Source organism: Spongiibacter sp. (assembly GCF_041602295.1).
Lineage (GTDB): Bacteria > Pseudomonadota > Gammaproteobacteria > Pseudomonadales > Spongiibacteraceae > Spongiibacter.
Genome location: NZ_JBFIGO010000018.1, coordinates 1 through 13953, shown reverse-complemented (window position 1 = coordinate 13953; position 13953 = coordinate 1). Strand labels below are relative to the sequence as shown.

Annotated in this window: 16 protein-coding genes; 2 read left to right on the top strand and 14 right to left on the bottom strand. The window is 58.3% G+C overall.

The genetic code is table 11. From position 1 onward, the window contains the following. The first annotated feature begins 168 nt into the window (after positions 1–168). Positions 169–1482 (top strand): flagellar hook-length control protein FliK, encoded by a 1314-nt coding sequence (locus ABYM29_RS05300; RefSeq protein ID WP_372863045.1) that lies wholly within the window; start codon positions 169–171, stop codon positions 1480–1482. Further along, on the top strand, positions 1479–1805 hold the full coding sequence (locus ABYM29_RS05295; protein WP_372863042.1) for an EscU/YscU/HrcU family type III secretion system export apparatus switch protein: 327 nt from the start codon (positions 1479–1481) through the stop codon (positions 1803–1805). The genes ABYM29_RS05300 and ABYM29_RS05295 overlap by 4 nt, the downstream gene beginning before the upstream one ends. Here ABYM29_RS05295 and ABYM29_RS05290 read toward each other — a convergent pair. From ABYM29_RS05290 to ABYM29_RS05225, 14 genes are all read right to left on the bottom strand, one after another. After that, on the bottom strand, positions 1802–2224 hold the full coding sequence (locus ABYM29_RS05290) for a DUF2802 domain-containing protein (RefSeq protein WP_372863041.1): 423 nt from the start codon (positions 2222–2224) through the stop codon (positions 1802–1804). The genes ABYM29_RS05295 and ABYM29_RS05290 overlap by 4 nt on opposite strands. A 9-nt stretch (positions 2225–2233) precedes the next feature. Next, entirely contained in the window at positions 2234–2953 is a 720-nt protein-coding gene (locus tag ABYM29_RS05285) for an RNA polymerase sigma factor FliA (RefSeq protein WP_372863038.1), read from the bottom strand. Further along, the gene (locus ABYM29_RS05280) at positions 2950–3774 is read right to left on the bottom strand and encodes a MinD/ParA family protein (RefSeq protein WP_372863035.1); all 825 of its coding nucleotides are present in this window, start codon (positions 3772–3774) and stop codon (positions 2950–2952) included. Before ABYM29_RS05280 ends, ABYM29_RS05285 begins: the two co-directional genes overlap by 4 nt. A gap of 32 nt (positions 3775–3806) precedes the next feature. Continuing rightward, positions 3807–5003, bottom strand: coding sequence for a flagellar biosynthesis protein FlhF (gene flhF, locus ABYM29_RS05275; RefSeq protein ID WP_372863032.1), 1197 nt, complete (start codon positions 5001–5003; stop codon positions 3807–3809). A gap of 25 nt (positions 5004–5028) precedes the next feature. Beyond that, positions 5029–7131 (bottom strand): flagellar biosynthesis protein FlhA, encoded by a 2103-nt coding sequence (gene flhA, locus ABYM29_RS05270; protein ID WP_372863029.1) that lies wholly within the window; start codon positions 7129–7131, stop codon positions 5029–5031. A 45-nt stretch (positions 7132–7176) separates the two neighbouring features. Further along, on the bottom strand, positions 7177–8301 hold the full coding sequence (gene flhB / locus ABYM29_RS05265; protein WP_372863026.1) for a flagellar biosynthesis protein FlhB: 1125 nt from the start codon (positions 8299–8301) through the stop codon (positions 7177–7179). Position 8302: 1 nt separating this feature from the next. Then, a complete protein-coding gene (fliR, locus tag ABYM29_RS05260; RefSeq protein ID WP_372863024.1) occupies positions 8303–9079 on the bottom strand; it encodes a flagellar biosynthetic protein FliR in 777 nt (258 codons plus the stop codon). Then, on the bottom strand, positions 9079–9348 hold the full coding sequence (fliQ, locus tag ABYM29_RS05255; protein ID WP_372863021.1) for a flagellar biosynthesis protein FliQ: 270 nt from the start codon (positions 9346–9348) through the stop codon (positions 9079–9081). Before fliQ ends, fliR begins: the two co-directional genes overlap by 1 nt. A 7-nt stretch (positions 9349–9355) precedes the next feature. Further along, positions 9356–10102 carry a flagellar type III secretion system pore protein FliP gene (gene fliP, locus ABYM29_RS05250; protein WP_372863018.1) on the bottom strand — a complete coding sequence of 249 codons (747 nt, stop codon included), beginning with the start codon at positions 10100–10102 and terminating at the stop codon, positions 9356–9358. After that, the gene (gene fliO, locus ABYM29_RS05245; RefSeq protein ID WP_372863016.1) at positions 10089–10496 is read right to left on the bottom strand and encodes a flagellar biosynthetic protein FliO; all 408 of its coding nucleotides are present in this window, start codon (positions 10494–10496) and stop codon (positions 10089–10091) included. Before fliO ends, fliP begins: the two co-directional genes overlap by 14 nt. Before the next feature lie 20 nt (positions 10497–10516). After that, the gene (gene fliN, locus ABYM29_RS05240; protein WP_372863013.1) at positions 10517–10780 is read right to left on the bottom strand and encodes a flagellar motor switch protein FliN; all 264 of its coding nucleotides are present in this window, start codon (positions 10778–10780) and stop codon (positions 10517–10519) included. An 11-nt stretch (positions 10781–10791) separates the two neighbouring features. After that, a complete protein-coding gene (locus tag ABYM29_RS05235; protein WP_372863011.1) occupies positions 10792–11745 on the bottom strand; it encodes a flagellar motor switch protein FliM in 954 nt (317 codons plus the stop codon). A 7-nt stretch (positions 11746–11752) separates the two neighbouring features. Beyond that, positions 11753–12223 carry a flagellar basal body-associated protein FliL gene (gene fliL, locus ABYM29_RS05230; RefSeq protein ID WP_372863008.1) on the bottom strand — a complete coding sequence of 157 codons (471 nt, stop codon included), beginning with the start codon at positions 12221–12223 and terminating at the stop codon, positions 11753–11755. 249 nt (positions 12224–12472) lie between these two features. Continuing rightward, positions 12473–13717: a flagellar hook-length control protein FliK gene (locus ABYM29_RS05225; RefSeq protein WP_372863006.1), complete on the bottom strand. Its 1245-nt coding sequence runs from the start codon at positions 13715–13717 to the stop codon at positions 12473–12475. Between the last annotated feature and the right edge of the window lie 236 nt (positions 13718–13953).

Below are 13953 nucleotides of genomic sequence, written 5' to 3'. Positions count from 1 at the left end.
AACAGCGCTGCGGCAGGCAACGCACTGTGACGGTAAATGACCAAGACATAATACACGACTATATCGTGCGCGATATAGTTTCTTCATAAATCGCTTAAGTCCGCTGCTGTCGCTGCCGTTAATGTGGCTATAACACCGGCAAGTACAGCGCCATTACAGGTCATTGGCATGGTTATCATTAACCCCACGCACAACACCCAGCCCGCGGCACTGCTGCGCCCCGCCGGCCCGGCACCGGTGCTGGCCATTGACCGGGTGCTCAATGCCGTGGTGCTGGGTGAGCGGGCCCAACATCTCTACGAACTCGCCTCGGGCAATCTCCGGCTGATGGCCGAAAGTCAAACCGCCCTGCGCCAAGGGGAGCAGCTCCAATTGCGCGTCACCGGCAGAGATGCGCGGCAGCGCCCAGAGCTGGAAATACTTCAGCGCGGCGCCAGCAATATCGCCCCCCTGCTGCGTGGCCGCCTACCTCAACAACAACCTCTCAACCAACTGATGGCCAGTCTCCAGCACATCCATCAGGCAGGCGACCCAGCGCTGCGCAGCTTATTGGCGCCGATACTCGAGACGCTGCCGCGCCGTCAACAGCTCTTTAACGCCACGGGTGTCCAGCAAGCACTGCGTGACAGCGGCCAATTTTTAGAAGCCAGCCTGTTTAAAGGCCAGCCGCCCGAACGCGACCTAAAGGCCGCACTCCTGCGCTTGGCGGCGCAATTACAGCTGCGTCAGACATCACCACAACTACCCCTGGCAAAAAGCTATGGCCCAGAGACCCCAACAAGTCCGGCGCGGCCGGCAGCACTCCCCGACACAGCAAGCGGTGGCCCACCAGCCCTGCCGCCCCCCGGCAAACTGGCACAACATCCACCCCAAGCGCCTCGCCCGCTGCCGCCCAATACCCTGGCGCGCGGCGAGCCACACTACAGCACACCGGTAAAAAGTGACCTACCGGGGCAGCTCCACCCCCAGCCTCGCCTCGAACCCACGATGCCGCCAGCAGCCCGTGACCAACTGACACAGATACTCGGCGAAGTGCGCGGCGTACTCGCGCGGCAGGACGCCCAACAGCTCCTGCAACTGCAAAATCGTGATCACAGCGCCGTCATCGAACTGCCGGTACGCGACCGCGATGGCGTCGATGTCTGGCAATTCCAGTTACAACCGCCGCGCGAGGGACGCGACGACAGCCGGGCACAAGGCGAACCGAGCGAGTTGCCGCCAAGCGGCTGGTCCTTAACGCTGAACTTTGACTTGCCGGGGCTGGGCCCAATTCGCGCAGTATTGACCGACCGCGACCAGCAATTACACATTCACTTCGAAGCCAGCGAAGCCAGCACTCGGCAACTCCTCACCCGCCACCAGCAAGAGCTGCGGGAACGACTGAGTGCCCAGGGGATAAGCGACCCACAGATTGACTGCGAGGCCAGCCCAATGCGCGCTACAACTCCCGCCTTTAGCTCACTACTGGATGACCACGCATGAAGGAGTCCCCGGCTCAAGGAACGATGGCGGTATCGCTACATTATGATGGCGAATCAGCGCCAACCCTCAGCGCCAAAGGCGAGGGGGAAATCGCACGACGCATTTTAGAGTTGGCCAACGAACACGATGTGCCGATTTATCAGGACGAGCAACTGCTGCGCCTGCTAAGCCGCGTCGAGCTCGATGAAGAAATTCCGGAAATGCTTTATATCGCGGTCGCCGAGGTCATCGCCTTTGCCTACCGCTTAAAAGATAAATTACCGCAGAACTACTACTATCAACCAGGGGGCGAAAATATCTACGAACAGGGCAGCGACGACTAACGACTGCTGCGCATCGCCGTAATCAACTCCGCTTCTGAGCGGGAAATACCACAGCGCTGTACCAGCTCATCTGCCGGCAGACCCTGATCGGCCAGGCGGATGGCCTGCTGGTAAAAACGGGCGTCGCGCTTGTCGCTGTCCATCTGCTGTTGGCGACTGCTCACCAACTCCAGATATTCCTCCAGCGCCAGCACCCGCTCACCGAGCAGCGACAAAGAGCTCGCCTGGGCATCAATTTTGCTCTGCTGAGCCGCCAGCGTCCCCTGCAAGGAGGCAACCAACAGCTCGTCACGCGAACGCCGTCCCTGCCACAGGTATAGCAACAGCGCGACACCGGCACTGCTTAACAAAATGCCCAGTACCGTCAAGTCGCTCAACTCGCCAAACCACTGCACAATTGCCGCCGTGTCGCTCTGCATGTTCCGCTCCTAGGCCGCCAGCCAGTCGCCAAGGCGAGCCTTTAAGCGCAGCACTGCCTGACTGTGGATCTGACAAACCCGCGACTCACTCACCTCCAACACCTCACCAATTTCCTTTAAGTTAAGGCCCTTATCGTAATACAGAGCCATCACCAGTTTTTCGCGCTCGGGCAACGCGGCAATCTGCACCGCCAAAGCCCGCTGCAAGCCGGCGCTCTCAGCCTGTCGGTGGGGCGTGTCATCAGGCGCATCGCCGCTCGCGGGCTCGCCCTCGGCAAGCTGATCAAGGCTAAACAATCGCACCGCCGAGGTGTCGCGCAGCAGTTCATGGTAGTCGTCCAACGAAATACCCATCTCCGCGGCGATATCGGCTGCGCCGGCCTCCCGTCCCAAGCGCGCCTCGACGCGGTTAACCGCTGCAGAAATTTCCCGCAGCTGCCGATTCACCGAGCGCGGCGCCCAGGAACCCTGACGCATCTGATCGATCATCGCACCGCGAATGCGAATGCTGGCATACGTTTCAAAACTTGCCCCCTGATCGGCCTGATAGTGACTGCCCGCCTCCAGCAGGCCAATCATGCCCGCCTGAATCAGATCATCCACCTCAACACTAGCCGGCAGCCGGCTGAGCAAGTGATAGGCAATACGCTTAACCAGCGGTGCATGGCGGGTCACCAGCTCATCGCGGCTGCCGACCTGCACATCGAGGTAGGCGGCATGGCGACTCACACGGCAACTCCCATGTGGCCCGGTTGCAACATTCTATCGACAAAGAACTCTAGATTGCCGCTAGGGCCTTCCGGCAGCGGCCACTTATCAACCGTTTCGGCGAGCCGGCGAAACGCCAAGGAGGCGTCGGCACCGGGATACAGTTCGCTGACCGCCTGCTGGTTGGCATCGGCTTTCACCAAAAAACGATCGCGAGGAATAAAACCGGCATACTCTAAGGTTACATCCAAAAACCGTTGTGCCACCTCATTGAGCCGCTCAAAACCGTCCCTGGCCTGGTCGTGACTGTCAACCATATTGCGCAACACCTTAAAGCGTTTAATGCCGGCGTCGCGGCTCATTACTTTAATCAGCGCATAGGCGTCGGCCATCGACGTCAGTTCGTCGGTGACCACTACCAGCACATACTGACTCGCGCGGCTAAAGGTGATCACGCTGTCGGAAATACCCGCAGCGGTGTCGACCACCAGCACATCGTAGTCGCTGCTGAGTTCACTCAGCGCCCTGACAATCGCACCGTGTTGATCATTGCCCAACTCAGCCATTTTTTTCACGCCGGATGCCGCCGGAATAATCGAGATTCCGCTGGGACCGGGCATCAAAATATCCTGAATCGCACACTTGCCATCCAGCACATGGGACAAATTCCACTTGGGCCGCAATCCCAACATGATATCGACGTTGGCGAGCCCCAGGTCGGCATCCATCAACAACACACGGCGGTTGCGACGCGCCAACTGGCAGGCGAGATTGACCGAAACATTGGTCTTGCCAACTCCCCCTTTACCACTGCTAACGGCAATCACTTTTACTGGCTTCATAATGCTTCCTTATCTTTTACAGGACGGTCGCTCTACGCAATATAACTTCCCGACGACAGTGCGGCGGGTTCGCGCTGTACATCGCGACGCGGCTCGCTACTGAAGCTGCGCGCCATGCACATTGCCATGTTCACCAGCTTGCCGGCATCGGCAACACTGAGATTTTGCGGCACTCTCGGGCCATTGGTACACCAGACTGCCGGCAGCCGGTGCTGAATTAAATTCGACAGCACTGCCCCTAGCCGCATGGCTTCGTCGATACGACTGAGCACCGCCCCCACCGGGGAAAAGCGCGCATAAGCATCGATGATCTCACTCTGTACATAGGCCTCGCTGTCGGCCGGCAGGGTCAGGTAGCACTGCAATCCGGGCATCACACCGAGCAGCTGCTCAAGCTCCGCCAGGCCGTCGCGATCACGAAATGACAGACCCGCGGTATCGACCAGCACCAGCGCCTTTTTCTGCAACAACCGGAAGGTGCGCGCGGCTTCATCGGCATTGCCGGCAGCGTGTACCGGAATCTGCAAGATACGGCCGTAGGCACGCAGCTGTTCCTGGGCCCCGACGCGGCCGCTGTCGGTGGTTAAAATGGCAATGTCGTCGCGGCCGCGACGCATTACATGTTGGGCGGCGAGTTTGGCAACGGTGGTGGTTTTACCGGCGCCTTGAGGGCCCAACAGGCAAATCGCCCCTTTATCCGCCGCCGGCGCGACCGGCAGGCGGCGCTGCAGCAACATCTTCAGCATTTCGCGCTGCACCGTGTCACTTTCGCCGGCGGGCAATTCGCGCTGCAGCGCCTCGGCGATGCCCGGCTCGATATCCATTGCCGACAATATTTGATGATAGCCCCGCTGCGCGGGTTGCTCGGCGCTCAGCGCCTGCCAGTTGTGATCCTTGAGCTGAGACGTCAGCATCGACTTCATCGCCGCCAGTTCCTGCTTGAGATGCAGCAGCTCATCCCCCTGTGACCAGGCCAGTTGTGGCGCGACTGGCAGCTCGTCAATTTTTTGGCGCTGATCGGCGGCGTCACGCCGATTCATCAGTGCCGCCAAAGTACTCGACTCCGCGGACGACGCCGAACCGCCATCGAGCGATTCCCAGCTCACCACCAGCTCAACACCGCCAGCAACAGACTTGCAATCCAAGATCACCGCATCGGGGCCGTGAGCGGCGCGGATCATGCGCATCGCCTGCTCACTGTCTGCTGCTCGGTATGTCTTTACATTCATTTCACCGCTCCCACTGAGCCCAACGTCAAGCTATTCGCGCCTGCTGGCCGATAGTCGACAGCAAACGCACTTCCTTGCTATCCGGCACTTCGTTATAGGACAGCACATGCAGGGCAGGCACACTGCGCCGCGTAAACCGCGACAACCAGGGCCGGATCGATGGCGAAACCAATGCCACCGAAGGCTGCCCTGCGAGTTCTTGGCGATTACTAAAGTCCGCCAACTCCCGCTGTATGCGTTCGGCAATACCCGGTTCCAAACCAATGGCGCCGCTGCCTCCTCTCACCATATCCTGCAACATCTGTTCCAGCTCTGCATCGAGCGCAACAACCGGCAACTCTTCCTCTAAGCCATTGATTTCCTGAACAATCATTCGACCCAAAGAAACGCGAACCCCCTCCAAAAGTTCGTCAGGATTTTTACTACGCGGCGCCTGCTCCGCCAAAGATTCGGCAATTAACCGAATACTGCGAATTGACACATTCTCTTTAAGCAGGTTTTGCAACACCCTAACCACCACGCTCAGCGGCAATTGCTGCGGAACTAAAGACTCGACCAACTTCGGATCGCTGGCAGCCAAGCGGTCCAACAACTGCTGCACTTCTTCGTGACCGAGCAACTCGTGGGCGTGCTGCCTAATCACCTGACTCAGGTGCGTCGCAACCACCGTGCAGGGGTCAACCACGGTATACCCCAGCGTCTGCGCCTGATCCCGTTGACTGGGATCGATCCAAATGGCATCCATGCCAAAGGCCGGGTCTTTGGTCGGCAAACCGCTGAGCCCCCCTTGGGCGCCACCGGGATTGATCGCCAACTCCTTACCGGCCTGAATCTCCCCCTGGGCAACGCTGTCACCCAGCAGTTGAATACGATAGCTGCCGGGCGACAGCTCGAGGTTGTCGCGGATGTGCACCGCCTGCACCAAAAAACCGAGATCTTTCGACAGTTTTTTGCGCACCCCGGTAATCCGCGCAATCAACTCTCCCCCTTGATTGCGGTCAACGAGAGGAATCAAGCGATAGCCGACCTCCAGGCTGACCACGTCCATCTGTGTGACTTCATCCCAATTCAGCTCGCTCGGCTCTTTAACTTCAGGCAGGGTTTCCGGCGAATCGCCCTCCTCGACCAGCGCCGGTTTATCGGCTTGATGAGCAATCAACCAGCCCCCCACCGCGCACAGTGCGGCCAGCAACAGAAAAACCATATTCGGCATACCAGGAATAATGCCGATCAGCCCCATCACGGTGGCGACCATATACAGAACCTGCGGCTTCGCCGCCAATTGGCCGACCATCTGCTCGCCCATATTCTGCGAGCGCGATATCCGCGTCACAATAATCGCGACCGCAGTGGACAGCAGCAGGGAGGGCAACTGCGCCACCAGGCCATCACCGATCGTCAACAGGGTATAGTTGTGCATGGCCTGGGAAAAACTGAGGTTGTGCTGGCCGACGCCCACCCCGAGCCCGCCCAGCACGTTGATGAACAGAATCAAAATGCCCGCCACGGCATCGCCGCGGACAAATTTGCTGGCACCATCCATCGAGCCGTAGAAATCGGCCTCGGTGCGCACTTCCTCACGGCGGCGGCTGGCATCTTCCTGACTGAGAATGCCGGCATTAAGATCGGAATCGATCGCCATCTGTTTGCCCGGCATGGCATCCAGAGTAAAACGAGCGGTGACTTCCGACACCCGTCCCGCGCCCTTGGTGACCACCACAAAATTGATCACCACCAAGATGACAAACACCACCATACCGACCACATAGTTGCCGCCGATCACGAATTCGCCAAACGATTCAATCACCTTGCCCGCCGCACCAGGGCCGGTGTGTCCTTCGAGCAGTACTACCCGTGTGGACGCCACATTCAAGGCCAAACGCAACAGCGTTGCCAGCAACAGCACCGTGGGAAATACCGAGAAGTCGATAGGCCGCTCGACATAGATCACCGCCATGATAATCACCAGCGACAGGGCAATATTAAAGGTGAACAGCAGATCCAGAAGCACGGGGGGCATGGGAATAACCAGCATCCCCAAACAGGCCATCATTAACAGCAGAACGCCAATACCGCTGCCAGCTATTCCCTGAACCCAATTGGGCACGCTGATTTGTTGAGTAGCCATTTAATATTCTCGCTCAGTGTTTAACTTCGGGCTGATAACCGCCGTTCACAGTAAATCTTTGAGATAGCTGTCATCGACCTCGGGTTCAGGCGCCACCGGATAGTCGCCACCCACGGCCTGCCAACTGCGCAGCTGATAGACATAGGTCAAAATTTGCGCCACCGCCAAATACAGGCCGGCGGGAATCTCCGCATCCAATTCCGTACTGGCAAAAACCGCCCGCGCCAGACGCGGTGACTCGACAATGCTAACGGCATTGTCCTTGGCCAACTCGCGAATCCGCGCTGCCACCTGGTCGGCGCCCTTAGCAACCAGCACCGGAGCTGCCGAGCGCGCCTCGTCGTATCGCAAGGCCACTGCAAAGTGGGTCGGGTTAGTGATCACCACATCGGCTGTGGGTACCTTTTCCATCATTCGCTGGCGCGCTGCAGCCTGTTGCATCTCGCGCAACTTGGCCTTCACTTCGGGGCGGCCGTCAGACTCCTTGTGTTCATCCCGCACTTCCTGAAGGGTCATACGCAGTTCTTTTTTGTAGTTCCACAGCTGCCAGGGAACATCGATAGCGGCAATCACCACCAGAGGCAAACTGACAATAAAAAAGAACCAGGCGAGCAGCCCCGCGCTGTTAACAATCGCCTGACGCGGCGACTGCATGCCCAAGCCGAGCATGTCTTCGGCCATAAAGCGCAGCAAAAAAAACGCCGCCAATCCGATGAAGCTCATCTTGGCGATCGACTTGAACAGCTCACCCAGGCTGCGTACGGAAAACAGCTTTGCCACCCCTTTAATCGGATCCAGACGGTCCAGCTTCAGGCTCAGCTTAAAGGTCCAGCCGCCCAGCACCACATTGGCGACAATCGCCGACAACAATGCCACCAGCATCAATGGCCAAATCGACAGCAAGCCGTGTAGTAACAAGGCATAGAGTTGTCCGGGCATGCGCTCAGCAGGGCTGAGCAAAAAATCTGCCGACAGACTGCCGCGCAGCAATGCCTGCATGCGCTCACCCATAAAACTACCGGATGCGATCAGCATCAGCGCGCCGGCCACCGTGACCATCATCGTCGCCAGCTCCTTTGAGCGGGGCACCTGGCCTTTCTTGCGGGCATCGGCCAATTTCTTTGCCGATGCCTCTTCGGTACGTTCCTGACCGTCCTGATTCTCCGCCATCTCAGCCTCCCAGGAACACCGACAGTTGAGTCAGCGCGCGTTCCAACAGGGTAGTCAACACCGGCAACAAGTTGGGTATCAGTTGATCGACAATCAAATACCCCATCAACATCGCCAGAGGAAAGCCCACCGCAAACAAATTAAGAGTCGGAGCGGCGCGACTGATAACACCCACTGCAACTTGAACGACCAGCAGAGCAATAATCGCAGGCAGCGCCACGCGAATCGCGCCAGAGAACAGCTCACTCCCCCACAGCAGCACCGTGTTCAGGGACTGCGGCCCGACGGTTCGACCGCCACTGGGCCAAATATCAAAGCTGCGTGCCAACAGACTCAATAGGTTGAGGTGGCCGTCCAGGGCCACAAATAACAGCATGCAGATAATCAATAAGTACTGGGACAACACCGGCACTTGCACACCGCGCTGCGGATCTAACATCATGGCAAACCCCAGCCCCATACCGTTGGCGATCAACTGGCCGGCGAGTACGATGGCATCAAACACCAGCTGGACAATGAATCCGATACACAGCCCCAGCAGAAGCTCGTTAGCCAGTAACAACATACCGCCAAGACTCAGCAAGTTGACGGCAGGCGGCGCCGGCAACAGCGGCATGAGCACCATGCAAATCACTACGCTGAGCACAATTTTGACCTGCATTGGCACATAGGAGGCACTGAACAGCGGTGCGGTTAACATCACGCCACTGACACGCGCAAAAGGCAGCCAAAGGGCCGCCATCCACGACAGAATTTGCGCCTCATTGACCGCGATCATCAGCCCACCAACAGGGGAATCATTTCAAACAGATTCCGCGTGTAATCAAGTAAATGGCGCAGCATCCACGGCCCGGTGAGACCGAGCACCGCCACCAGCACGACCAGCTTGGGAATGAAGCTCAGTGTCATATCCTGGATCTGGGTTGCCGCTTGAAACATACCGATCAACAAGCCCGCAGCGAGGGCAGATAGCAGTAGCGGCGCAGCGAGTAACACCGTGATATTCATTCCCTGACGACCAAGTTCAATCACAGTATCCGGAGTCATGGCAACCTCAGCGATAAAAGCTCGCCGCCAGCGAGCCCATGATCAGCCCCCAACCGTCGACCAGCACAAACAACATGATTTTAAATGGCAGTGAAATCATCATCGGCGACAACATCATCATGCCCATGGACATCAGCACGCTGGCGACCACCAAATCGATCACCACAAAGGGGATGAAAATCAAAAAGCCGATCTGAAATGCGGTTTTCAGTTCACTGGTTAAAAACGAGGCCATCAACACCGAAAACGGCACATCTTCCGGCTGCTGATACGCATCGTGGCCAGCAATGCTCGCGAAGCGGGCGATATCATCCTCGCGCGTTTGGCTGAGCATGAATTCGCGAAACGGCGCAAACCCTTGCTGCACCGCTTCTTGAAAAGGCATTTCCTCCGCCAAATAAGGCGCAATGGCTTGCTGGTAGGCCAGCTCACCGATGGGATACATAATGAATAACGTGAGAAACAGCGCCAGACTCAACAACACTTGATTCGACGGTGTCTGCCCGGTGCCCAGTGCCTGCCGTAGAATAGACAACACAATCATAATGCGCGTGAAAGCCGTCATCCCCAGCAACAACGCCGGCAGCAGCGTCAAGGCCGTCATGATCGCCAGAAGTTGCAGCGATACACTGTACTCCTGACCACCGGCCGCATTCGCAGCACTGCTTACTGCGGGCAGTGACAGCGGATCAGCCGCCGATGCCGCCAGTGGAACTAACATCAACAACAAGGCGAGAACGTTAGCGCGGTTCATCACTGCGCTCCGGTTTTAGTGCGGTCAAGCGCCCCTTTAGCAGCTTGGCAAAATCACCTGTCGGCGGCAGCGATGGGCTGTCGGCACTGGGCCAGCTATGCAAGGTTTGCATAGAGGCAGGCGTGCAGCCCACCAGTAAACTCTGCTCACCCACCTGCACGACCAGCAGTTTTTCTTTCATCCCTAAAGGAATTTGCGCCACTACCTCGACCCCACCGCGATTGGGCCCCTGAGCGCTGCGCAGGCGACGCAAAAACCACAGTCCGGCGGCTAACAGCAGAGCCATCAACAGCAGGCTGCCGAGCAAACCGATCACATCCTCACCCGCCGCTATCGGCAATGCGACCTTATCGGCGGCGTCGCCAGCGTGCGCCAACGACAATGGGAGCAGCATTAACACTGCCGCCACAGGCTTCACTCGCCGCCCTCCTCATCCTGCCCCAGCACTTCGGTGAGCATAATGCCGAACTTTTCTTTGACCACGACAATTTCCCCACGGGCCACCAACGTGCCATTGACCAGTACATCCAACGGGGTACCGGCAGCGCGATCCAGTTCGATGATCGCCCCCTGGTTCAGGGCTTTGATGTCGCGAATACTCATCCGCCGACGCCCCACCTCTACCGAGACATCAACGTTAACATCCATGATCTTGTCCAAATTCAAATCACTTGCCATTTACCTTCCCCTTAAACATCAGAATCTGGTCTGCCGCGCCCCGCCGGGCCTAGAACTTTTACGGCGATTTGCCCCTGGTGACTGCCCAACGACGCGCGCAGTAGCGCTTGCTCACCGGCCATCAACAACACCTCTTCAGCCGACGGCAACTCAATCACCTCACCCACAGTTAAGTTTGCAACGCGCTGCAAACTGATACGCGTACCCGGAAGCTTCGCCACCAGCTCCACGCAGGTCTCGTCCAGGCGCGTGGCCATACGACTTCGCCACTCTTCACTGGCCGGCTTTTTATTGGCGCCACCGCTCTCCGCCAAACTATCTCTCACCGCATCAATGGCACTCCACGGCACGACCGACCAAAGCCCGCCAGTGAAGTCGCCGATATCCACGGAGAAGCGCGTAGCGACCAGTGAGTCAGCGTCACTAAACCCTTCCAGTAAACGTGGGTCACTACACTGGCTCTCTATCGTCGGGGTCCCGGCCATCACCACCTTCCACGCCTCACCGAGATCGGGCAGCAGGGCCGCGGCCAAGATTTCCATAAAACTGTATTCAGAGGCTGAAAACTGTTCGCGAGCGGCATCGGCAGCAGCGCTGCCGTAACCACCGAAGTAGCGGTCGACCAGGTGAAACACCAGCTCTGACTCAAAGGCGATAATCAACCGGCCACCCAGCGGCATACCGGAAACCAGTGAGATACTGCAGGGCGCCGGCAATGCGCCCTGCAGCTCATCAAACTTCATGACCGTAATACGGTCGGTTTCGATACTTTGTATACCGCTAATGAATTCACCCATGCGTCGACAGGCAGCGGCGGCAAACTGGGACTGGATCAGCGACAATGTGGGAATCAGGCGCTGCACCGCGTAGTCTTGCCGGGCAAGGTTGTACTTGCCCTCTACCGCGCCGCCCTGCTCCTGCGCCATCAACGCTTCGAGCTCTTCGGGGTCTAGTACGCTGCTCACATTCGCCTCACTGCACCACAAACTTAGTGAAATACACCGCGTCGACACCCGCTTTGCCCACTTGGGCTTTGAGCACCCGGTTTATACTGTCCACCGTTTGCTGCTGCACCGCTTCTCGCCCCTGGCGATCGACAATCATGTCGCGCGTCAAACTGCTGAACATCATGATCAGCTCATGGCGGATCTGCACTTCGTGCTCCTTCACCCGGTCGATGGCCTTCTCATCGCGACTCATCACTTGCACGTCGACCTGTAAAAAGCGGGTGCCCCGTTCATTCAGCAAGTTCACAACAAAGGAAGGGTCTAGGCTGTAAAGCACCGGCTTGGCTAACTCCTTCTCCTTAACCGCCTTCTCCCCTTCTGCGCCCTCAGCGACCTCAACCGGCGCATTGCCACTCACGAAAAACCAAGTGCCCCCCGCTGTTGCCAGCAGCAGCACAACAACCAAGCCAATCAGTACAAATTTATTTTTCAACATAGTGCTAAAGCCTTAAAACGTTGTGACGACACGCGCCAAAATATCAACATAAGAGTGTCTCAGAGCGTTATCTGCAATCGCCATGCCATTCAATTTTTTTGATTAAAATCAGTACGTTAAGAAACAAGAATACGGCGCCGCCAATTTATTGGCGACGCCAGAAAAAGCGATCCGCAGAGGAATCGCCGGCAGTTAGCTACTGCTTAAGGAAGGGAAATCAGGAAAAAAGACGCTAACGAACGACTCGACTCAGGCGTAGGCGTCGACCGACGAATCGCCCGAGTCGCGGCGCTCAGATGTCCTCACCACCTCCGGCTCACTGTCGCTGAGCGCCACATCGGGCCGTTGGAGTCGCGCAAAAAACTGCTGATTGCGATCGGCGAACTGTTGATTCTGTTGCTGTGCCTCGCCCCACGCCGTGTGATGGCTCACTTTAGCGTCTTCCAAACGCAGGCCTTGTTGCTCCATGGCCTGACTCAGGCGCGGCATCAGCCTTTCTAGCAACTCGCTGGTTTCGCTGTGCTGGGTTTGAAACTGCACGGCGGCGCGATCACCATTCATACTCAGTTGCACGTTAATACCGCCCAACTCCTCGGGGTGTAATCGCAGGGTCGCGCTCTGTACACCGCGACTCGCCATCCACTGCAGGCGCGCACCCAGCGCCTGACTCCAACCCGGATCATCGATTGCGTGCTGGCTTATTGTCAGCTGCAGTGCATTCGCCTTCTCGGCACCGGCCATCGGCCGCGCACCGAGCTGGCGCGCAACGTCCGTCAACTCACCCGCGTCCAAGCGTGTTTCACTTGCCGCCACATCGAGCTGCGATGGTGCCGGTGTCAGCACCGCTGCCTGCGCAGAAGCCGATACAGCGGCGTCAACACCGCGCGCTGCCGCGCCGAATGCCAGCAATGGCCCGTCTCCCTCAGCTCCTCTATTAGTCGCGCCTGCTGACGCCGCCGCGCCCTCAACAGGCGCAGCCGCCGGTGCTACCTTCCATAGTAGTGCTGAGCCTCCGCCACTGCGGGCAGCGGCCGACGACAACTCGCCGCCGCCGAGCGGAGGTGCCTCCACCGCGCCACTTTTCACAGTGAGCGGTGTCTCCGGAATTCGCCTTTTAACGGAAGCATCGCTGCCTTCACCGGGCGCCTGAGCGATTGCGCCGCTGGCCAAATTGACTTGGGCAGCCCCCCCGAAGAGCGGCAAATTTTGTCGCTCTTCGGGCAATATCTTGCCGCCGTCCTCTGCGGCCGAAGTGAGGCCCAGGTCAGCGACGAACTCGCCCGCCAACTCCCCCGAGTCCGCCAGGGGCTGTGCAGACAAGAGCGCTACACCCGGTCCTGCCGTCGCCTCCGTCGCCGGTAACTGGTCGGCCATCACATTGCTGAAAGGCAGTAGTGGCGCCGCTTCAGCCCGGTCGTTAAGCGCCGTCGCCGCGCTGTGCTTGTGGCCATCTTTGGCAGGACTAATAAAACTGGTCGGAGGTAAGGTAGTCATGACAGCGCCCTGTTTAGGTATCACCGCCGGCTGGTCTCGCCGGCGGATGCTCACGAATCTTCATTGCGGCGGCCGCCAAACGACCGTCACTATCTATAAAAAGAGCAATTACCATGCCACGGAGGTGCTGAGGTGCTGAGGTGCTGAGGTGCTGAGGTGCTGAGGTGCTGAGGTGCTGAGGTGCTGAGGTGCTGAGGTGCTGAGGTGCTGAGGTGCTGAGGTGCTGAGGTGCTGAG